At 72.6% G+C, this 21528-nt stretch carries 16 protein-coding genes and 1 pseudogene; 11 read left to right on the top strand and 6 right to left on the bottom strand.

Annotation, left to right across the window (positions count from 1 at the left end; all coding sequences use genetic code 11):
• Positions 1–19: 19 nt before the first annotated feature.
• Entirely contained in the window at positions 20–445 is a 426-nt protein-coding gene (locus OG875_RS06850) for a ferritin-like domain-containing protein (protein WP_330173337.1), read from the bottom strand.
• Positions 442–1020 (bottom strand): hypothetical protein, encoded by a 579-nt coding sequence (locus OG875_RS06845; RefSeq protein WP_330177626.1) that lies wholly within the window; start codon positions 1018–1020, stop codon positions 442–444. The genes OG875_RS06850 and OG875_RS06845 overlap by 4 nt, the downstream gene beginning before the upstream one ends.
• 228 nt (positions 1021–1248) lie before the next feature.
• On the opposite strand from OG875_RS06845, the gene rimP reads away from it, so the two are divergent.
• The 8 genes and pseudogenes from rimP (at position 1249) to OG875_RS06805 (ending at position 10692) form a co-directional block, all read left to right on the top strand.
• Positions 1249–1746 (top strand): ribosome maturation factor RimP, encoded by a 498-nt coding sequence (gene rimP / locus OG875_RS06840; RefSeq protein ID WP_330173336.1) that lies wholly within the window; start codon positions 1249–1251, stop codon positions 1744–1746.
• Between the two features lie 2 nt (positions 1747–1748).
• The gene (nusA, locus tag OG875_RS06835; protein WP_330173335.1) at positions 1749–2822 is read left to right on the top strand and encodes a transcription termination factor NusA; all 1074 of its coding nucleotides are present in this window, start codon (positions 1749–1751) and stop codon (positions 2820–2822) included.
• A 387-nt stretch (positions 2823–3209) separates the two neighbouring features.
• Positions 3210–3479: pseudogene (locus tag OG875_RS06830) on the top strand (YlxR family protein); the annotation flags it as partial.
• Positions 3480–3667: 188 nt separating this feature from the next.
• Positions 3668–6790: a translation initiation factor IF-2 gene (gene infB / locus OG875_RS06825; RefSeq protein ID WP_330173334.1), complete on the top strand. Its 3123-nt coding sequence runs from the start codon at positions 3668–3670 to the stop codon at positions 6788–6790.
• A gap of 287 nt (positions 6791–7077) precedes the next feature.
• Entirely contained in the window at positions 7078–7371 is a 294-nt protein-coding gene (locus tag OG875_RS06820) for a DUF503 domain-containing protein (RefSeq protein WP_330173333.1), read from the top strand.
• Positions 7372–7473: 102 nt separating this feature from the next.
• Entirely contained in the window at positions 7474–8016 is a 543-nt protein-coding gene (gene rbfA, locus OG875_RS06815) for a 30S ribosome-binding factor RbfA (RefSeq protein WP_330173332.1), read from the top strand.
• Positions 8013–8924, top strand: coding sequence for a tRNA pseudouridine(55) synthase TruB (gene truB, locus OG875_RS06810; RefSeq protein ID WP_330173331.1), 912 nt, complete (start codon positions 8013–8015; stop codon positions 8922–8924). The genes rbfA and truB overlap by 4 nt, the downstream gene beginning before the upstream one ends.
• 814 nt (positions 8925–9738) lie before the next feature.
• Positions 9739–10692: a bifunctional riboflavin kinase/FAD synthetase gene (locus tag OG875_RS06805; RefSeq protein WP_330173330.1), complete on the top strand. Its 954-nt coding sequence runs from the start codon at positions 9739–9741 to the stop codon at positions 10690–10692.
• 195 nt (positions 10693–10887) lie between these two features.
• On the opposite strand, the gene OG875_RS06800 is transcribed toward OG875_RS06805, so the two are convergent.
• The 4 genes from OG875_RS06800 to eccE all read right to left on the bottom strand — a co-directional run bounded on the left by OG875_RS06800 (position 10888) and on the right by eccE (position 17485).
• The gene (locus OG875_RS06800) at positions 10888–14442 is read right to left on the bottom strand and encodes an SCO5717 family growth-regulating ATPase (protein ID WP_330173329.1); all 3555 of its coding nucleotides are present in this window, start codon (positions 14440–14442) and stop codon (positions 10888–10890) included.
• 453 nt (positions 14443–14895) lie between these two features.
• A complete protein-coding gene (locus OG875_RS06795) occupies positions 14896–15129 on the bottom strand; it encodes a DUF397 domain-containing protein (protein ID WP_330173328.1) in 234 nt (77 codons plus the stop codon).
• 296 nt (positions 15130–15425) lie between these two features.
• Entirely contained in the window at positions 15426–16124 is a 699-nt protein-coding gene (locus OG875_RS06790; RefSeq protein ID WP_330173327.1) for a hypothetical protein, read from the bottom strand.
• Positions 16121–17485, bottom strand: coding sequence for a type VII secretion protein EccE (gene eccE / locus OG875_RS06785; protein WP_330173326.1), 1365 nt, complete (start codon positions 17483–17485; stop codon positions 16121–16123). The genes OG875_RS06790 and eccE overlap by 4 nt, the downstream gene beginning before the upstream one ends.
• Before the next feature lie 181 nt (positions 17486–17666).
• On the opposite strand from eccE, the gene eccB reads away from it, so the two are divergent.
• The 3 genes from eccB (at position 17667) to OG875_RS06770 (ending at position 21336) form a co-directional block, all read left to right on the top strand.
• The gene (eccB, locus tag OG875_RS06780; RefSeq protein ID WP_330173325.1) at positions 17667–19196 is read left to right on the top strand and encodes a type VII secretion protein EccB; all 1530 of its coding nucleotides are present in this window, start codon (positions 17667–17669) and stop codon (positions 19194–19196) included.
• Positions 19197–19209: 13 nt separating this feature from the next.
• Complete coding sequence (gene mycP / locus OG875_RS06775; protein ID WP_330173324.1) at positions 19210–20592, top strand: type VII secretion-associated serine protease mycosin; 1383 nt, start codon at positions 19210–19212, stop codon at positions 20590–20592.
• Between the two features lie 303 nt (positions 20593–20895).
• Positions 20896–21336 carry a hypothetical protein gene (locus OG875_RS06770; protein WP_330173323.1) on the top strand — a complete coding sequence of 147 codons (441 nt, stop codon included), beginning with the start codon at positions 20896–20898 and terminating at the stop codon, positions 21334–21336.
• The last annotated feature ends 192 nt before the right edge of the window (positions 21337–21528 follow it).

The raw sequence follows: 21528 nt of genomic DNA, 5'->3' as shown, positions 1-21528 counted from the left end.
CTTTCCGGAGCGAACGGGCTCACAGACGCTCGGCGAGCCCAGGGAAGGCTACGCCGCTGCCCCGCCAGCGCACCGCCCGCACCGCCGCCTCGCGCAGCGCCCCCGCCGCCTGTTGGCGCAGCGGCCCCCTGGAGGCCCGCACGAGGTCGGAGTAGACACCCGCGATCCGGTCCTCCAGATCCGCCGCGAGGCGCAGGGCGGCGGCCGCGTCGGGCACCTCGAAGGGCAGGGCGTACGCGGCGGCGGCCACCGCCGGTTTCCCGCCGAGGTCGCGCACCGTACGCGCCAGCGCGTCGCGCCGGGCACGGTGCGCGTCGTACGCGGCCGTGGCCTCCGCGCGCCGCGCGTCGTCCAGGCGCCCGCCGACGACGCCGTACCCGTACACCGCGGCGTGCTCCGCCGCGAGCGCCGCCTGGGCGGCGTCCAGCACACCGTCGTCGCTCACGCGGGGACCCCTTCCGTCAGCAGGTACGCGTGGGCGGCGCCGGCCGCCGCGAGCGAGGCGAGCAGCCGGGCGAGTTCCGGTGGGGCGTGGACCAGTGCCGCGGCGTGCGCGTCGGAGGTACGGCGCTCGGCGGCGGCCAGGTCCTTCAGCGCGGCGCCGGGGTCGTCCGGCACGGAGGGCGGGGCGGTGGGCCCGGCGTCGCCGACCGACGGAGCCCGCGACGGCGCCGACGAGGCGGACGCGGGCGCGGACGTGGCGGCGGACAACGACACCGACGGCGACGGCGCGGCGGACCCGCCCCTCTCAGGCTCACCGTCCTTCTCGGGCCCCCCGCCCTTCTCGGAAGGGTCGGCGGGCGGTGTCAGCGCGGCCACGTGCCGGGCGACCGAGACCCGTAACGGCGTCAGTCGCGCCGCGTGCCCCGGATGCCTCGCGATCACCGCGTCGTACCGCAGCAGCAGAGCCCCGCTCGTCCGCGCGGACCTCGCCCGCAGCGCCTTCGCGGCCCGCGCCGCCGCCGCGCCCGCCGGGCCGCCGGACTCGTCCTCGTCCGAGCCGGAGCAGGCCGTCAACACGGTGGTCAACAGACCTCCGGCCACGGCACCCGCCGCCACGAGCGCACCTCTCCGTGTCGTCCCCGTGCGCCCCACGCGTGTCTCCCTCGGGCCTCGCAGTGATCACCGCAGGCGAGCGTACCTGCGGGTCAGCCGCAGGTGGACGGCAACACCCCCCGCGACCGGATACCCTTTGCCTGACACGCGACGATCCCACAACAGCACACACGCGGCCGAGGAGTCACCCGGATGAGCACCACCCCCAGCGAGAGGCTGCGCGGAATGCTTGAGCCGCTCGTCAGTGCCAAGGGCCTGGATCTCGAAGACATCGAGGTGTCCCGGGCGGGCAGGCGCCGTGTGCTGAGAATCGTGGTCGACTCCGACGACGGGGTGGACCTGGACGCGTGTGCCGAGCTGAGCCGCACCATCTCCACGAGTCTCGACGAGACCGACGTGATGGGCGAGGACGAGTACCAGCTCGAAGTGACCTCCCCGGGAGCCGACCGCCCGCTGACCGAGCGCCGCCACTACGAGCGCGCCGTCGGCCGTCTGGCGAAGATCCAGCTCCACGGGGGCGACGAATTCGTGGCCCGTCTTCTCGCGGTGGACGAGGAAGGGCTCGACCTCGAAGTACCGGGCGTGAAGGGGCGCAGGCCGACCGCCCGCCGGGTCGAGTTCGCGTCGATCGCCAAGGCGCGCGTGGAACTCGAATTCAACCGCAAGGACAAGAAGGAAGAGGAGGCGTAGCCATGGACATCGACGTGAAGCTCCTGAAGGGCTTGGCACAAGAGAAGGAGATCCCGTTCGACCTGCTGGTCGAGGCGATCGAATCCGCCCTCCTCATCGCCTACCACCGCACCGAGGGAAGCCGCCGCGCCGCCCGCGTCGTCCTCAGCCGTGACAACGGTCATGTGACGGTGTGGGCCAAGGAGGATCCGTCGGAGCTGGAGGAGGGCCAGGAGGCCAAGGAGTTCGACGACACCCCGTCGGACTTCGGCCGTATCGCCGCCACCACGGCGCGGCAGGTCATCCAGCAGCGTCTGCGGGACGCGGAGAACGACGTCACGTTCGGTGAGTACGCGCGCCGTGAGGGCGACATCGTCGCCGGCCAGGTCCAGCAGGGCAAGGACCCCAGGAACGTCCTGGTGCGGCTCGACGACAAGCTGGAGGCGATCCTCCCGGTGCAGGAGCAGGTGCCGGGCGAGGAGTACACGCACGGTCTGCGGCTGCGTACGTTCGTGGTCCGCGTGGCCAAGGGCGTACGGGGCCCCTCCGTCACCCTGTCGCGCACCCACCCCAGCCTCGTGAAGAAGCTGTTCGAGCTGGAGGTCCCGGAGATCGCGGACGGCTCCGTGGAGATCTGCGCGATCGCCCGCGAGGCGGGGCACCGTACGAAGATCGCCGTGCGCTCCACCCGCTCCGGCCTCAACCCCAAGGGCGCCTGCATCGGCCCCATGGGCGCGCGGGTGCGCAACGTGATGGCGGAGCTGCACGGTGAGAAGATCGACATCGTGGACTGGTCGGACGACCCGGCCGAGATGGTCGGCAACGCCCTTTCCCCGGCCCGGGTCAGCAAGGTCGAGGTCGTCGACCTCGGCGCCCGCTCCGCGCGCGTGACGGTGCCGGACTACCAGCTGTCGCTGGCGATCGGCAAGGAGGGCCAGAACGCCCGCCTCGCCGCCCGCCTCACCGGCTGGCGCATCGACATCCGGCCCGACACGGAGCAGACCGACGGGGCGGACGGGAACGGCGCGGCCGGCGACGCGGACAGGGACGGAGCTCCGGCGGGCGGCCAAAGGTCGCCGCGCGGCGACCGCCGCTGACGGCACCGGCGGGGCACCGGCGGGACCGGCACCGCGGGCCGGTGCGCCGGAACCCACGGTGCCTGCGGGACACGGCTCACCGGCCGGCGGAGCGGGCATCGGTGGGGCCCGCGGGGCCGACGGGGCGGGGACGCCCCGCGTACGGCACTGCGCGGTCCCGGCCGCCCTCACGCGGCCGGTCGGCCGCACCGTATCCGGCCATCACCCGGCGTCCACCGGCCGTCCGCGCCCACCGCGTGCCGCCGGCGATCACCCCGTACGGGGCCCGCAACGTGCGGCGACGCGCGACGGCGGACCCGCCGGGGAACAACCGAGTCTTTTTGGCCAGCGAGCGCTCGCCCACTGCCCCGAAAGGGGTGGGGACGGCGCGGGGAGGTAGACTTGAAGATGTCTGGCCGGACGCATGCCCGCGCCTGCCCTGAGCGAACCTGCGTGGGTTGCCGGGAGCGAGCGGCCAAGAGCGATCTGCTGCGCATCGTGGTGGTCGAGGGTGCTTGCCTCCCTGATCCACGCGGTACGCTGCCCGGCCGGGGCGCGTATGTACACCCCGCCTCGTTCTGTATCGATCAGGCGGTCCGCCGCCGGGCGTTTCCCCGGGCCTTCCGGGTCAAGGGACCGCTCGACAGCACGGAACTGCTGCGCCATGTCGAGCGGACAGCGGCGCACGACACGACAGTGCGGGACACAGCAACGCACGAAGACGTACGGCACGGAACCCCGTGCGGTTCAGGTACCTCGCGAGTTGGAAGTAGGTCGAGATTGCGATGAGCACTCGATGAGTACGCGATGAGTACGCCCATGAAGTAGCGACGGTCCGGCGGTAACCCGGACCTAAAAGGAGCGAAGTGGCTAAGGTCCGGGTATACGAACTCGCCAAGGAGTTCGGCGTGGAGAGCAAGGTCGTCATGGCCAAGCTCCAAGAACTCGGTGAATTCGTCCGTTCGGCTTCCTCGACGATCGAGGCGCCGGTTGTACGTAAATTGACTGACGCTTTGCAGGGCCCCGGCGGCAACGCCGCCAAGCCCGCGGCGAAGCCCGGGGCGCCCCGTAAGGCGAGCCCCGCCAAGCCCGCCGCGCCCTCCCCGGCGCAGGCGGCACGTCCGGCTGCCCCCAAGCCCGGCGCCCCGGCCCCCAAGCCGGCCGCCGCCGAGGCCCCGCGGAGCAGCACCCCTTCCTCTCCGGCTCCGGCCGCGACGCCCGCCTCCGGCCCGCGTCCCGGTCCGAAGCCCGCGGCGGCGAGGCCCGCGCCCGCCCCGGTACCCGCGGCCGAGTTCTCGGCCCCGGCTCCGGCGCAGCCCGCGGCGCCCCAGGCGCCGCAGTCCGCGCGTCCCGCGTCGGCCACCCCGGGGCCCCGCCCCGCCGGTGGCGCCCGTCCGGCCGCCGGTGGCGGTCAGCGCGACGGCGGCCGTGAGGGCGGCCGTGACGGTGGCCGCGGCGGCGAACGCCCCGCGCGTCCGGCCGGTCAGGGTGCCCGTCCGGGTGCTCGTCCGGCGGGTCCCCGTCCGGGCAACAACCCCTTCACCTCGGGTGGCTCCACCGGAATGGCGCGCCCGCAGGCGCCCCGTCCGGGTGGCGCGCCCCGTCCCGGCGGTGCCGGTGCGCCGGGTGGTCCGCGTCCGCAGGGCGCCGGTCAGGGCGGTCCTCGTCCGCAGGCCGGTGCCGGTGGTCCGGGCGGTCGTCCCGCCCCCGGTGGGATGCCCCGTCCGCAGGCCCCGCGTCCCGGCGGCGCTCCCGCCGGTAACCGTCCCAACCCGGGCATGATGCCGCAGCGTCCCGCCGCGGGTCCGCGTCCCGGTGGTGGCCCCGGCGGAGGCCGCGGTCCCGCCGGTGCCGGCCGGCCCGCCGGTGGCGGCGGTCGTCCCGGTGGCGGCGGCGGCTTCGCCGGTCGTCCCGGCGGTGGCGGTGGCGGCGGTTTCGCCGGCCGTCCCGGTGGCGGTGGCGGCGGCGGTGCTCCGGGTCGTCCCGGTGGTGGCGGTTTCGGTGGCGGCGGTGGCCGTCCCGGCTTCGGCGGACGTCCGGGTGGTCCCGGTGGCCGCGGTGGCACACAGGGCGCGTTCGGCCGTCCCGGTGGACCGGCCCGTCGTGGCCGTAAGTCGAAGCGTCAGAGGCGCCAGGAGTACGAGGCCATGCAGGCCCCGTCGGTGGGCGGCGTCATGCTGCCGCGTGGCCAGGGACAGACCGTCCGGCTGTCGCGCGGTGCCTCGCTCACGGACTTCGCGGAGAAGATCAACGCCAACCCGGCGTCGCTCGTCGCCGTGATGATGAACCTCGGCGAGATGGTCACGGCCACGCAGTCCGTCTCCGACGACACGCTGCACGTGCTCGCCGGCGAGATGAACTACGTCGTCGAGATCGTCAGCCCGGAGGAGGAGGACCGCGAGCTTCTCGAGTCCTTCGACATCGAGTTCGGCGAGGACGAGGGCGGCGAGGAGTTCCTCGTCGCGCGTCCGCCGGTCGTGACCGTCATGGGTCACGTCGACCACGGTAAGACCCGGCTGCTGGACGCGATCCGCAAGACGAACGTCGTCGCGGGCGAGGCCGGCGGTATCACGCAGCACATCGGCGCGTACCAGGTCGCCACCGAGGTCAACAACGAAGAGCGCCGCATCACCTTCATCGACACCCCGGGCCACGAGGCGTTCACCGCCATGCGTGCCCGTGGTGCCAAGTCCACCGACATCGCGATCCTCGTGGTCGCGGCGAACGACGGTGTGATGCCCCAGACGATCGAGGCGCTGAACCACGCCAAGGCGGCCGACGTGCCGATCGTGGTCGCGGTCAACAAGATCGACGTCGAGGGCGCGGACCCGACGAAGGTGCGCGGTCAGCTGACCGAATACGGTCTCGTGGCCGAGGAGTACGGCGGCGACACCATGTTCGTCGACATCTCCGCCAAGCAGGGCCTGAACATCGACAGCCTGCTGGAGGCCGTGGTCCTCACGGCGGACGCCTCGCTCGACCTCCGGGCCAACCCGGAACAGGACGCGCAGGGTATCGCCATCGAGGCGCACCTCGACCGCGGTCGCGGCGCCGTCGCCACCGTGCTCGTCCAGCGCGGCACGCTGCGCGTCGGCGACACGATGGTCGCCGGTGACGCGTACGGCCGTGTCCGGGCGATGCTCGACGACAACGGCAACAACGTCGAGGAAGCGGGTCCCGCGACCCCCGTCCTGGTCCTGGGACTCACCAACGTCCCCGGCGCCGGCGACAACTTCCTGGTCGTCGACGAGGACCGCACCGCGCGGCAGATCGCCGAGAAGCGCGCCGCTCGTGAGCGGAACGCGGCGTTCGCCCGCAAGGGCGTCAGGTTCTCCCTGGAGAACCTGGACGAGGCCCTCAAGGCCGGCCTGGTGCAGGAACTCAACCTCATCATCAAGGGCGACGCGTCCGGTTCGGTGGAGGCTCTCGAGTCCTCGCTGCTCCAGCTCGACGTCGGCGAAGAGGTCGACATCCGGGTGCTGCACCGCGGCGTCGGTGCGGTCACGGAGTCCGACATCGACCTGGCGATGGGCTCCGACGCCATCGTCATCGGCTTCAACGTGCGCGCCGCGGGGCGTGCCTCGCAGATGGCCGACCGCGAGGGTGTCGACGTCCGCTACTACTCGGTGATCTACCAGGCCATCGAGGAGATCGAGGCGGCCCTCAAGGGCATGCTCAAGCCGGAGTACGAGGAGATCGAGCTCGGTACGGCGGAGATCCGCGAGGTCTTCCGCTCGTCCAAGCTCGGCAACATCGCCGGTGTCCTCATCCGGTCCGGCGAGGTCAGGCGCAACACCAAGGCCCGGCTCGTCCGCGACGGAAAGGTCATCGCGGAGGACCTCAACATCCAGGGTCTGCGCCGCTTCAAGGACGACGTCACCGAGATCCGCGAAGGCTACGAGGGCGGTATCAACCTCGGAAACTTCAACGACATCAAGATCGACGACGTCATCGCGACGTACGAGATGCGCGAGAAGCCGCGCGGCTGACGTACGGACCGACCCACGGCCGGGACACCGGCCGCGGGTCGCCGTCACGTGACCGCCGTGGCAGCCGTGAACGACGCGTGACCGAGATGATCCATGGGGATCCGAGGTGACGTGAGGTGACGCGGTGCCGATGCCGCCCGGGTTCCGCTCGGGCGGCATCGGCGGGTCCGGGGCCGGTCGGCGGTGCTAATTCCGTCGATCGGCCCCGGCCGTTCCCTGTACGGTTCGTGTGCCCCCGCCAAGCGCTGGCGGGCCCGACCCCGTACCGGCGGGACATCCGGAAACACATGTATGTGGGGACCCTCTCCTTCGACCTGCTCCTCGGCGACGTACGGTCTTTGAAGGAGAAACGCTCGATCGTCCGGCCGATCGTCGCCGAACTCCAGCGGAAGTTCGCGGTGAGTGCGGCGGAGACCGGCGACCAGGACCTCCATCGCAGGGCCGAGATCGGTCTGGCGATGGTGTCCGGGGACACGGGACATCTGAGAGACGTTCTGGACCGGTGCGAGCGCATGGTCGCCGGCCGTCCGGAGGTGGAGCTGCTGTCCGTACGACGGCGGCTGCACGGCGACGACGACTGAGCCGCCCGCCCCCGGGGCAGGCGAGGGCCGCGACGGCGGGAGCACCGCCGCAGCGGCGGCAAGAGCGGCAGACAAGAAACCAGAAGGAAGAGTGACGGACCGGTGACCGACAACGCGCGGGCCCGCAAGCTGGCCGACCGCATCCAGGTCGTGGTCGCGGAGACCCTGGACCGGCGTATCAAGGATCCGCGACTGGGCTTCGTGACCATCACGGACGCCCGGGTCACCGGCGACCTGCGGGAGGCCACGGTCTTCTACACGGTCTACGGCGACGACGAGGAACGCGCGGCGTCCGCCGCCGCCCTGGAGAGCGCCAAGGGAGTGCTGCGCTCCGAGGTCGGCCGCCAGACGGGCGTCCGGTTCACGCCGACGCTGGCGTTCGTCCCGGACGCCCTGCCGGACAACGCCCGCACCATCGAGGACCTGCTCGACAAGGCCCGCGCCAAGGACGCCGAGGTGCGGGAGGTGTCGACCGGTAAGACCTACGCGGGCGAGGCCGACCCTTACCGCAAGCCCGGTGACGAGGGCTACGACGAGGACGGCGAGGCCGGCGAAGGCGCCGAGGGCGCGGGTGGCGGACCTGCCACGGCCTCCGGCGAGGCGGGCCGCGACGGCGACGACACGGACGGTGCCGCCGCTCAATGACACAGCAACTCCCCACGCCCGACGGCCTTGTCATCGTGGACAAGCCGTCGGGTTTCACTTCGCACGACGTCGTGGCCAAGATGCGCGGCATCGCCAGGACCCGCCGCGTCGGTCACGCCGGCACGCTCGACCCCATGGCGACGGGCGTCCTCGTCCTCGGCGTGGAACGGGCCACCAAACTGCTGGGCCACCTCGCCCTGACCGAGAAGGAGTACCTCGGCACGATCAGGCTGGGGCAGGACACCGTCACCGACGACGCGGAGGGCGAGACGACGTCGTCCACCGACGCGTCCGGCGTCACCCGCGAGGGCATCGACGCCGGGGTCGCGGCCCTCACCGGTCCGATCATGCAGGTGCCGTCCAAGGTCAGCGCGATCAAGATCGACGGGAAACGGTCGTACGCACGTGTACGGGGCGGCGAGGACTTCGAGATCCCGGCCCGGCCGGTGACGGTCTCGTCGTTCCGCGTGTACGACGTCCGCACGGGCGTCGCCGAGGACGGTACGCCGGTGGTCGACCTGGTCGTGTCGGTCGTCTGCTCCTCGGGCACGTACATCCGCGCCCTCGCGCGTGACCTCGGCGCCGGGCTGGGCGTCGGGGGGCACCTGACGGCGCTGCGCCGGACACGGGTCGGTCCGTACGGCCTCGACGGGGCGAGGACGCTCGACCAGCACCAGGAGCAACTCACGGTCATGCCGGTCGCCGACGCCGCCTCGGCGGCGTTCCCGCGCTGGGACGTGGACGAGAAACGGGCGAAGCTGCTCCTCAACGGCGTACGGCTGGACATGCCGGCGCGGCGGGAAGGGGGCGGCCCGGGGCCCGTGGCGGCCTTCGGCCCCGACGGGCGGTTCCTGGCACTGGTGGAGGAACAGGGCGGGCGGGCGAAGAGCCTCGCCGTCTTCGGCTGACCACGGGTCGGGCACTGACTGTTCCGGCTGCTCCGGCTGTTCCGGTGATCGCCGGGTGGAGCATGAGCCGTTCCCGTGGCTGCGGGGTCGGTCAGGGCGGTACGGCCGCATCGTGGAGCGGGCACGACGGCCTGCCCGCTCCACGATCCCCCTCCCTCGATATCTGTCCACGCGGTCCGGGGGACGCACCTCACCGGTGCGGGCGCTCGGGGGCAACGGAGGGGGCACCGGGGGCGCTCCCCCGGCTCTCGTCGCGCCCCACCGGGGCGGGGGTGGGCGGGCGGATGGGGCGGGCCGGGCGGGTACGGCGGGGACCGGCCTTCGCCGCTGATGCGGTGGTCCCCTGACGCGGGGGTAGGGCGGCGGTGGCCTGTCACGCGGTCAGCTCCGGAGCATCGCCCAAGCGTCAACTCGGGCACCGTGTTCCGGAGTTGACGCCCGGGAAGGGCTGCGTTCTCCGGCGGGCGGGCGGTGTGGCGGACACGGCCCCGCACACGGCGCACCGGCGTCGCGGGGGGACCTCTCGTGAGACCTGTTGCGTGAGGCCGGTGGCCTCGTACCGCGACGCGGTCGTCGCCGGACTCCGGGCGCCCCAACTCACCGGTCACGTCGCGGCAGTTGTACGGTCACGGGGCACGCCGGGAGACGTTGGCGGCGTGTGCTCGGCGGCGGGCGGTCGGCGCGGGCCGGGCCGTGAGGGCGCCCGCTCCCCTGTTGCCGATGCCGATGCCGGTCAAAAGCGACGGGCATGGCAGTCTTAGACCAGCGTAAGAGGCATTCGGGTACATGGGTTCGGGTGAGGAGAGCGGTCACAGTGCAGCGCTGGCGCGGCTTGGAGGACATCCCCCGGGACTGGGGACGCAGCGTCGTCACCATCGGCTCCTACGACGGGGTGCACCGCGGGCACCAGCTGATCATCGGGCGCACCGTCGAACGGGCGCGCGAGCTGGGTCTTCGCTCGGTGGTCGTGACGTTCGACCCGCACCCGAGCGAGGTTGTCAGGCCCGGCACCCATCCGCCGCTGCTCGCGCCGCACCACCGGCGGGGCGAGCTGATGGCGGGGCTGGGCGTGGACGCCGTACTCGTCCAGCCGTTCACGGCGGAGTTCTCGAAGGTGTCGCCCGCCGACTTCATCGCGAAGGTGCTGGTCGACAAGTTGCACGCGCGCGCCGTGATCGAGGGGCCGAACTTCCGCTTCGGGCACCGGGCGGCCGGCAACGTGGCGCTCCTGGCCGAGCTGGGCGCGACGTACGACTACGAGGTCGAGGTCATCGACCTGTATGTGACCGGTGCCGCGGGCGACGGCGAGCCCTTCTCGTCCAGCCTGGCCCGGCGGCTGATCGCCGACGGCGACGTCGCGGGCGCGGCCGAGATCCTGGGCAGGCCGCACCGGGTCGAGGGGGTCGTCGTACGCGGCGCGCAGCGCGGGCGTGAGCTGGGCTACCCGACGGCGAACGTGGAGACGCTGCCCCACACCGCCGTCCCGGCGGACGGCGTGTACGCGGGCTGGCTGACCGCCGACGGCGAGCGGATGCCGGCGGCGATCTCGGTGGGCACGAACCCGCAGTTCAACGGCACGGAGCGGACGGTGGAGGCGTACGCCATCGACCGTGTGGGGCTGGAACTGTACGGGCTCCACGCCGGGGTGGACTTCCTGGCCTACGTACGCCCCCAGCGGACGTTCGACTCCATCGAGGCGCTCCTCGAAGCCATCGCCGATGACGTGAAGTGCTCACGCGACCTTGTCGCGGCCTACGACGCACACTGACGAGCCCGCGCGAAGCCCCGGCCCGGCGCACCGTTGCCGGGGCCGCGCGCGTGGCGACGCGGGGCGGACCGGGGGCGGGGCGCGGGTCAGAGCGTCCCTTTTGGCTTCCGGCGGCCCCGCAGGACCGGGAGAACGTGATGAGCGCCCGAACCGGCAGACCGGTTCGGGCGCTCATCGGTTTCAACCCCCGTCGTCCTACTGCTGAGGCGCCGGCGGGGCCGCCGGAGGCTCCTGCTGGGACCAGCCGGCGGGGGGAACCGGCCCCTGCAACTCCCGTTGTCCGGGCTGGCCGGGCTGCCCCGACGGTGCGGGCTGCTGCTGAGGCTGCTGGGGCTGGTGCTGCGGCGAGCCGGGGTACTGGCCCGCCGGCAGCCCGGCCGGACTGCCGGATGACTGGGCCTGTGAGGGCAGCGACTGCTGCCAGCCCTGCTGCTGCGGATAGGGCTGCTGCGGGTAGTAGTGCTGGCCGGGAGCGGGGCCGGAGCCGGGGCCGCCGGGCTGCTGGCCCGGAGCCTGTCCGGCGGCCTGGCCCTGCCCGTACTGCCCCGGAGCCTGCGGCGCCTGCGGGTACCCGTACGGCTCCTGCCCCGGCGCCTGGTGCCCGGGGTACCCGGGCTGACCGGGGAGGCCGGGCTGGCCGGGCTGTGCCTGCGGGTACCCGTACGGCTGCCCCGGTGCCTGCCCCGGCGCCTGTCCGTACGGCTGCTGGCCCTGGTACTGGCCCGGCTGCCCCTGGTACGCGCCCTGCTGCCCCGGCATCGGCGGCGCGAGGTGCGGGGGCGGGTTGCCGTCCGCCGTCCACAGCCCCTGCTGCTGCTGGGCGCGCGCGAAGTCCTCGGCGATCAGCGCGGACAGGCCGAAGTACGCGTCCCGCGTCTTCGGCCGCATCATGTCGAGATCGACCTCGGCCCCGGCCGCCAGGTGCTCGTCGAAGGGCACCACCACGACGCCCCGGCAGCGCGTCTGGAAGTGCTGCACGATGTCGTCGACCTTGATCATCTTTCCGGTCTCGCGCACTCCGGAGATGACCGTGATGGAACGCTGCACCAAGTCCGCGTACCCGTGGGCCGACAGCCAGTCCAGCGTCGTGCTCGCGCTGCTCGCACCGTCGACCGACGGGGTCGAGATGATGATCAACTGGTCCGCCAGGTCCAGCACTCCACGCATCGCGCTGTAGAGAAGGCCGGTGCCCGAGTCGGTCAGGATGATCGGGTACTGCTTGCCCAGAACCTCGATCGCGCGCCGGTAGTCCTCGTCGCTGAACGCCGTGGAGACCGCCGGGTCCACATCGTTGGCGATGATCTCCAGCCCGGACGGCGCCTGCGAGGTGAACCGGCGGATGTCCATGTACGAGTGGAGATACGGAATCGCCTGCACCAGGTCCCGGATGGTCGCGCCGGTCTCACGCCGTACGCGCCGGCCGAGCGTACCGGCGTCCGGGTTGGCGTCGATCGCCAGGATCTTGTCCTGCCGCTCCGTCGCCAGCGTGGCACCGAGGGCCGTGGTGGTGGTCGTCTTGCCGACGCCGCCCTTGAGGCTGATGACCGCGATGCGGTAGCAGGAGAGCACCGGCGTGCGGATCAGTTCGAGCTTGCGCTGCCGCTCCGCCTCCTCCTTCTTCGCCCCGATCTTGAATCGGGAGACGCCGGAGGGGTTGCGGCTGCTCTTGGCCTTCGGCTTGGTGTTGCGCAGCAGACGGTCGGAGGACAACTCGACGGCGGCGGTGTACCCGAGCGGTGCGCCCGGCATCGAACGCTCGCGCTGGTCGTGCGCCATCGCCGTCGGCCAGCCGGGCCCGGAGCGCGGGTCCACGGGCGGGGCGTCGGGGGCGTGTCCGGGCGCGCTGCCCTGCGGGGGCTGTTGCTGGTACGGCTGGTGCTGCTGAGCGGGCAGTTGAGGCGCCGGCGAGGCCGTCGCCGGCAGGTTCTGCGGCTGCGGCTGGTGCTGGTGCTGGTGCGCCTGGGGCGACGGCTGTCCGGGGGCGTACGGGGCGGGTCGGCCGTGCTGAACGGGTTGGCTCTGCGGACTCTGCTGTCCGTGCTGACCCGGCTGCCCCTGCTGTGGGAATCCGTAACCGGGCTGCGGCGCGTGCTGCCCCGGCTGACCACCCTGGACGGGCTGGGGCTGCCCCTGCTGGCCGGGTGGAACCGGCTGGCCCTGCTGTCCGGGCTGCGGGAATCCGTAACCGTTCTGCGCGTACGGGGCGTTGGGCCCCGCGTTGGCAGGCGCGGGCCCGCCCGGCTGGCCGGGCTGCCCGTGCTGCGGGAATCCGTAGCCGCTCTGCTGCGCCGTCGCGGCGGGGGCTGCCGACACGGCGGGCGTGGCCGGGGGCAGTTGGGGCTGGTGCTGCTGAACGGGCAGAGGCGCGGGCGCCGGAGCAGCCGGGATCGCGGGCGGCTGCGACTGCCCCTGCCCCTGCGACGCGGCGTGGTATCCGGGCGAGGTCCGCTGGGCGGGCCACTGCGGCGCGGCGGCCGGGGCGGCCGGCTGGAAGGCGGGCGGCAACGGGGGCAGCGCGGAGTCCGGTCCCGCGGGGGACGTGGCCCACGGCAGTGCAGGCGCGGGTGCGGCGGCGGGAGTGTCCAGCGAGGGGCGGGCGTCCGACGGCCCGTCCGGGACCGCGTCCGACACGCTGTGTGTGGCCGCGTCGTCCGCCGGGACGGCGTCGGCGGGCTCGTCGACCGCGTCGGCCGGCTCAGCGGTGCGGCCCTCGGCGCTCTCGGCGTCGTCAGCGTCTTCGGCATCCTGGACGTCGCCCGGCGCGTCTGCCCTGTCTGCCGCGGCCCCGTCGACCACGGAGTCGGTGACGTCGCTGTCGCCTTCGCGAGTTTCGCTGCCGCCCGCGGGCGACGCATCCGGGTTCACAGACTGGGCATCAACCTCGGGCTCGGCGGTTCCGGCCGGGGCGTCCTCGGCTGCGTCCGCGTCCTCTTCGGCGCCCCTGACCTCTCCCTCGTCGCCTTCCCCGGAGCTCTCGTCCCGGCCCTGGTTCGCGTGCTCGTCGCTGTCGTTCGCGCTGTCGCTGTCGTTCGCGCCGACGGGCGAGTCCCCGTCCGGGCCGAGAGCCAGGCCGGAACCGGCAGGACCGTCAAGGGCCACGTCAGCCGCCCCGTCGGGCGCCCCCTCGTCCGTGGCCCCGTCGTTCGCCTCACTGTCGGCGGGAGCCTTCGCCGCGTCCGCCGCCTCTGCGGCCTCCGCCTCCTTGGCGGCGTCGATCTCGGCCATCTCGCGCTTCAGCGCGGCGGGGGAGAAGCGCATCGTGGCCCCGCTTTCCAGATCACCCGCGCCGAAAGGCTGCGCGAACGGTTCCGGCGCCGTGGCGGCGCCGCCCGAAGCGGCAGCGGCGGAATCAGCGGGGGCGTGGGTGGAATCGGTGGGGACACCGGCCGAGGCCGACGCGGGCGCCGTCGCGGGCGAAGCCGGATCGACCGACGGCGGCAGAGGCGGCGACGACGGTGGCGACGACGGCGGTGCGGGGGCCTGCCGGTGCTGCCAGTTGGGCTCGTACCCGCTTCCCGCAGGCAGCCCCGGTACGGCCACCGGCGCCCCGTTCGGAGGCGGCGGCGGAGGACTTGAGCTCCGACTGCCCGCACCGTCGCCCGACGTGTCCCCCGAAGGGTTCTGCGTGTACCAGGCCGGCGGCGTGTAGTCGATGGTGAACTCGCCCGTCAGGTCGACGGGCTCCGCGTCGGACTGATCATCGACGGGATTGTTCCAGTCCCCACGGATCTCGTCCCGATCGCTGTTCACTTTGCCTCCTGGTGTGGTCGAGCACCCTTGTGCCGATGTGGGTGGGGGCGACCGCTGTGCTCGATCAGCCCGGCTCTACCCCTTGGGACGCTCCCGACGTGCCTGCGGGTTCGTGTGCGCCCCGACCCACCCTAATCGTCCGCAAGCCCACTCCGGCAGGCCCGACCGCCCGTCGTCCGCCGCCCCGTGCGCCACCCCCCGCCGCCGGGTGATCCGGGTACGGCAGGCGGTCAGGACGACAGTCGGGCGAACCGTGACAACAGCCCATGAACGGCTGCCCGTTCGCCGTACCCCCGGGCACCGTCCAACAATCCGGTATCGGCTCGGGGCAATCCGGTATCGGCTCGGGGAACGCGGCCCCGTCCGGACGGGGCGGAGCACCGCCGCGCCCGGACCGGACGGATTCCGCCGCTTCTGTCGATCCCGCCGTGAAGATCCTCCGGCGGAGGATCGCTACTTGATGTCGAACTCCCCGTCGCGCGCGCCCAGTACGAACGCGCGCCACTCCGCCTCCGTGTACCGCAGCACGGTGTCGGGATCCAGGGACGACCGCATCGCCACCGCCCCACCGGGCAGATGAGCGATCTCGACCCGCTCCTCGTCCTCGCTGGTGCCGGGGGCGCTGAGCCACTCGACAGCCGAGATGTCGAGGGCGTACAACTCGTCCTTCTCCTGCGCGGTCCCCATCGGTCTGGCCTTCCCTTCGAAACGGCTGAGTTGAGCGATCCGCACGCGTGGGGCCCGGACAGGCCGCCGACGCGCGCTCCTACGGATCCTAGAACCGCCGGGCACGTGCGGTCCGGCGATTCCCGTCGGGTCACTCCCACCGGGCCGCCGGGCAGGCAGGCTCCGTACGCCCGCACCGTTGCCCACGCCCCGTACGCCCCGTCTCACCCCGCGCCGCCCGGCACCCTCCACCTCACACCGCACGCACCGCGCCACGCCCCGTACGCTCCGCCCCCGCCCCGCGTACGGGGCGTGCCTCAGTCCATCCTGCGAGCCGTGCCCAGCAGTCCCGACTCGGCGTCGGTGGGGCTCGTCATCACCCAGTGCCGCTCGCGGCCGGCGCACCACAGGGTGACGCCGTCAGCCAGCGTCGGCAGCGCTTCACTCTCCGAGGTCGTCAGTCCCAGGATCCGGCCGATCTGTCCGGCCTCCTGGGGCGACACCCGCTGAACGCCGACGAGCGTCGAGTTCCGCATCAACCGGGGCGCCACGGGGCTGAGATACGGCAGCAACGTCAGTACCGACTGCCACGGCGCCGACACCACACGGCCACGGGGCGGTCGCATGCCCGCGTCCCGTACGACCACCACGGGGCTGCCCACCGTGGGACCCTGCGGCGGCACCCGCCCCACGTCGTGCAGGGTGATGCACTCCAGGCCCGCGCCGGCGGCCTGCGCCAGCGACGTCCACGCCTGGGCGCGCCCCGTCTCGACCACCACACGCGCCCCGGTGCCCGCCGCGCGCAGTGCGATCACCTGCGCCGTCCAGAGGCCGCCGATCAGCAGCACGTCGTACGGCGCGGAGCGGTGGAAGCCCACCAACTGGGGGCGGCCCTCCGCGTCGTCACCGATCACCACGCCGTCGTCCCCGACGGGCAGGGTCAGCGCGCCGAGCGCGTCGGCGGGAACGGTGTGTCCCGCGTGGCGGGGGCCGAGCAGGGTACGCAGCCCGCTCATCGCGCGCCTCCCAACGGAAGAGTGGCCAGGGCACCGGGCAACTGCTCGCGGTCCAGGCGGACGAGACCCACCTTCGCCGACCGCGCGGCCTGCTCCAGCAGGCGCCGTACGCCGACCAGTTCGGTGTCGCTGCCGCCCGTGATCCGTACATGGCCGTTCACGTTCATGGCTCCCAGATGGGCGCCGCGCCGCAGCGTGAGACTGAACGTCGTCGCGTACGCCGGGGTGGCCGTCAGCAGTGACACCAGCTTGGGCAGCGGCGCCGCCCCGCGCCCCAACTCCGGCCACCTGTTCACCGCGTAGGTCGTGTGCCAGCGGTCGTCGCACCGCCAGACGCGCGCCGTCTCGGCGGTGCGCCGCGTCGGGGCGACGTCGGGGCGGCCGACGAGGGCGGCGCGTACGGGGCTGGCACAGGCGGACGTCGCGATGGTGGAGTTCAGCTCCTCCTGGTCGAGGACGACGGCCCGGAACCCCGCCCCGGTGATCCGGCTCGCCACATGGTCCGCGACCCGCACGAGGCAGCGCTGGGCGCCCTCGACGCCGCCCCCGCGCGCCTCCACCGCCTCCCGGCACAGTTCGGGGTCGAGCTTCACCGCCACCCAGGTCAGGCGCAGGGCCGGGGCGCCGGTCTTCTCCTGAAGAGGTACGTACGAGAGCCGGGCCACCGACCGGGCCGGCAGATGGGGCGCCGGCGCCGAACGCACCTGCTGCACCAACTGCACCGACTCCAGCCGGATGTCGTCGACCTCCAGGGCGCCGCCGAGGAGCGAGAGCGGCAGTGCACGCGCCCCGAAGGCGGGCCGCAGCGCGGACCCGCTCGCCTCGACACGGACGACCGCCGTCAGGAAGCCCCCGTCGCCGAGCATTCCGACGGTGCGGCGGTCCCGGTCGACGTACGTGTACGGGCGCAGCGCCGGAAGGCACTCGGTGACCGGGGCCAGCGACGGGTCGACGTCCGGTGCCGCGGGGTTCGCCGCCCGTTCACGTGCGCGAAGGGAGAGAACGGTGGCGAGCCAGTCCTGGACGGCGTGGCCCCGTCGTCGCAGAAGTGCGAAGACGGCCAGCACACAGGCGAGGGCGGCGGCCGGGATCATCCACAGTCCGCCGAGCACGAGGCCCCCGGCGACCAGTGCGAGTGCCAGCTCCACCAGCACCAACTGCCGCAGCTGGAAAGGGCCGATGTGGCCGGTACGGGAGAGCGGCCGCAGGGTGGTCGTGGCGGGCACGGGGCGCGCCGTCGCGGCCGACGTGAGCGAGGGGTCGGAACCCCGGGCGTCGCGGCGTTCCCTCCGGGACGATCCGGGTGAACCGGGGGCCTGCCCGGATGTCCGCCCACCGCGCTGGCGCGTCGCCGTACCCATCCCCGCGTTGCCCCCTCTGTCCCTAATGGCCTTTTCCCCGTGGGCCGTTGGCCGGTCGGTCAGCGTACCTGAGCAGCCTTCGGTGTTTGCCAGCATGCATAGTAGGGGGCCGGAACCACGGCAACCCTCCCTGTGAGGAGGGCCCGCCGGCCGCGCAGTGGGGGAGAGGGACAGCGGACAGATGGCATCACGACGGGACGAACTCAACGCCTACACCTTCGCGAAGCGAAGGCTCATCGCGCAGTTCGTGCAGCCGAACTCGACCGGTTCCGAGGAGGGCGCGCCCCGGCCGCTGCGCGGCGTGGTCCCCGGGATGATCGTCGCCGTGGTCATCCTCGCGGTCTTCGGCGCCTGGGGCATGTTCAAGCCGGTGGCGCCCAAGCAGTGGAACACGCCCGGCGAGAACGTCATCATCGCGAGCAAGTCCACCACCCGTTACGTGGTGTTGGACACGAAGGGCAAGATCCAGCTCCACCCGGTGCTCAACATGTCGTCGGCCAAACTGCTCCTGAACCCGGACAAGGGCAAGGTCATCAACGTCGACGAGTCCGTGCTCGACAACGGCAAGATCCCGCACGGGGCCACTCTCGGCATCCCCTACGCCCCCGACCGGCTGCCCGACGCCAAGGAGGCCGGCGCGGCCAAGCGCTGGGCGGTCTGCGAGCGCCCCGGCGAGGGCGGCCGGGCCATCGAGAAGGCGGCGTTCGTCTTCGCGGAGCGCGAACGGAACAGGACGGAGGGCCCGAGCCGGCTCACCGGCGGTGAACTGCTCTACGTGGAGGGGCCGGACAAGACGCGCCACATCGTGGACCGGACGGGCACGTCGTACGTCGTGGACGCGAAGGACGACGTGCTGCTGCGAGTACTCGTCGGCGGTGACCGTGAGCCCCAGCGAGTCTCGGCGGCCTGGCTGGACACCCTGCACGAGGGCGACCCCATCGGCTTCCCCGACATCGGGGAGACTCCCGGCGTCGACGCGGGCGTCGGGGGCGACCTGGCTCCCCGGCTCGACAAGGTCGGCACCGTCCTCACCGCCACGAACGGCACCAGGAACCAGTACTACGTCGTTCTGGCGGGCCGGGTGGCGCCAGTCTCCGACTTCACCGCGCACCTGCTGCTCGACAGCCCGGAGATGATCGATGTCAGCGGAAGCGGCGAAGCCACGTCCGTGAGTGCCGCGACCTTCCGGCCCGGTGCCCCGTTCGGCCAGGACAAGGACTGGCCGGAGAGCATGCCCGACGCCGTCAACTCCGTCGGCGCGGCGGAGCCCGGCCGCGACACCGTCTGCAGCGTGCTGCGCGAGGTGGACGAGGACAGCGGCGAGTCGACCCTCAGCACCTGGGCCGGCACCGGCTTCCCGGCGCCGCTCGCGACCGGGGCGACGAGCGCGTACGTCACCCCCGGATCCGGCCAGCTCTTCCGTCAGTTCACGGGGGGTTCGACCAAGTCCGGCTTTCTCTTCCTGGTCACCGACACCGGTCTGCGGTACGCGATGCAGTCCAACGGCGACAACGCGACCGACGACGCGGGCATCGGTGACTCCGGCTCGGAGAAGGACAAGCAGAACAGCCAGGCCGAGGTACGGAAGGCCCAGAACCGGCTCGGTTACCAGAACGTGGACGCCGCACCGGTGCCCGCCGCCTGGTCCGCCTTCCTCCCGACGGGGCCGAGGCTGTCGACCGGTGACGCCCGTCAGCCGCAGGGTTCGTAGGTCGGGGGCAGTCATGACGCACACCGACACCGACACCTGCACAGACGCCCACACCGGCACCGGCACCCGAACCGACACTGGGACAGGCATCGGGACAGGCACCCACACCGGCATCCTTGCCCGTCCCCGGTCGGCCGCGCGCACCACCAACTCCCCACCCACGTGGCGCACGTTGGGCACGGTGGCGACGGTCCTCGGCCTCGCCGCGCTCGCCCTCGTCACGCCGCCGGCGCCCACCGCAGCGGCGGACACGGGGCAGTGCACCTTCGATGGCGAGCGGTACGAGGGCAAGCCGTGGGCGCTCCAGCGGGTGCTGCTCGACGAGCTGTGGAAGCAGTCGACCGGCAAGAACGTGCGCGTCGCCGTCATCGACACCGGCGTCGACGTCAAGCACCCTCAGCTCGCCGAGGCGGTGGACGTCGGCAGCGGCCGCAACCTCATCCCGCCGAACGCCGCGGACGACAACGGCAACAAGCTCGATCGGGGCGCCGAGAACGGCACCACGGACATCGTCGGCCACGGCACCAAGGTCGCCGGCATCATCGCGGCGCGCACCGGCGAGGGGACCGGCTTCGTCGGCCTCGCGCCCGGCGCCAGGATCATTCCGATCCAGCAGAACGACGCGTTCGGCAACGGCACCGCCGAGACGCTCGCCGTCGCCATCGACCACGCGATCGAGCAGGACGCCGACGTCATCAACATCTCCCAGGACACGACGGACGCCCTGAAGCCGACACCGAAGCTGGAACAGGCCGTGGACCGGGCTCTCGCGGCGGAGATCGTGGTCGTCGCCTCGGCGGGCAACGACGGCCTGGACGGCGAGGTCAAGGAGACCTACCCCGCGTCGTACGACGGCGTCCTCGCCGTCGCCGCCTCCGACCGCAACAACGAGCGCGCCTCGTTCTCCCAGTCGGGTGAGTTCGTGGGCATCGCCGCGCCGGGGGTGGACATGGTCACCACCGTCCCCGGAGGCGGCCACTGCGCCGACAACGGCACCAGCTTCTCCGCCCCGTACGTCGCGGGAATCGCCGCCCTGATCAAGAGCAAACACCCCACCTGGACGCAGCGGCAGATCGTCGCGCAGATCCAGCAGACGGCGGAACGCGCCATCCCGGGCCGCGACCGCCTCGTCGGCTGGGGAGTGGTGGATCCGGTCCGCGCGCTGACCGAGGATGAGAAGCCCGTCGAGCAACCGGTGCCACACGAAGGAGTGACCCGCGCCGAAGCGCCGACAGCGGCCGAGGTGCATCTCGGTGAGACCGCCGAGGAACGCAACTCCCGCCTCGCGACGTACGTCGTCGTCGGAGGTGTCGTCCTGGTGGCGGCGATCACGGGTGGTTCCGTCGCGCTGCGCGACGCACGCCGCCGGGCGCGACGGGTCGGGGAGGTCCGGTGAACGTCACGGGTGGGCCCCGTGGAACGGACGAAGGTTCCGGCGCGTCAGTCAAGTCACAGGGCACGCAAAGCACTTAGAGGTCTACGGGCGAGTAGTTAGAGTGGTACCGAGCGATCACCGGTCGGTCACCGAGAGTGCGCGGGAGCGGGCGAGAGCACGCGGGACTGCGCGGGACTGCCTGAACGCACCGGTCCGCCGTGATCGCGGAGCAGGACAGCTGAAGAAGACCAAGCCAGCTGAAGAAGACGGGGAGAGGAACGGGGATCGTGCCTGAGTCGGTGAGTGGCGTGAGCGGGGGCTCCGATGGCGAGTGATCTCGAACGCGGCGTAGGGGCGTTGAAGAGGTTCCAGAGTCAGATCAACTCGCTGCTCTCGGAGTTCGAGGGCGGCGCGGCGGGCACGGGTGAGATCGCGTCCCAGGGAGTGCCGCGTTCGTCGTTCAGCGGCCCCGGCAAGTTCGACGAGGCCGAGGGCTTCTCGTTGCAGTACAACCGGGTGCACAAGTCGCTGGTCTCGCTGTCCAAGTCCCTCGGTGATCAGATCGAGCTGCTGAGCATCGGTGTGCACGCGGCCGACGTCGGCTACGACAACGTCGAGGACGATCTGCGCCACCGATTCCACACCATTCAGACAGGTCTGGACGAGCAGCGCGAGGCACAGGAGCGGCAGCGGCGTCAGGAGCGGTCCGAAGCGGCAGAGGCGCCGCGCCAGGACGCCACGAGCGGAACGAAGGACTTGGGGTGACGAGCCATGAGTGAAGAAACGCAGCCGCCGCCGCTCTCCCCCCAGGAGCGGCAGCAGAACGAGGACACGGACCGCATCGAGACGGCGTTCGGCACGACGGACGCGGCCGAGCGCGCGGTGGCGAAGCTGGACGACTGGGGCTTCGGTTTCGGGATCTCCGGCGGACTCTTCGCCAGGACGAGCTTCGAGGAC

The sequence above is a fragment of the Streptomyces sp. NBC_01498 genome (assembly GCF_036327775.1).
GTDB lineage: Bacteria > Actinomycetota > Actinomycetes > Streptomycetales > Streptomycetaceae > Streptomyces.
The sequence above is the reverse complement of the archived record's forward strand: the minus strand, read 5'-3'. Positions and strand labels throughout refer to the sequence as shown.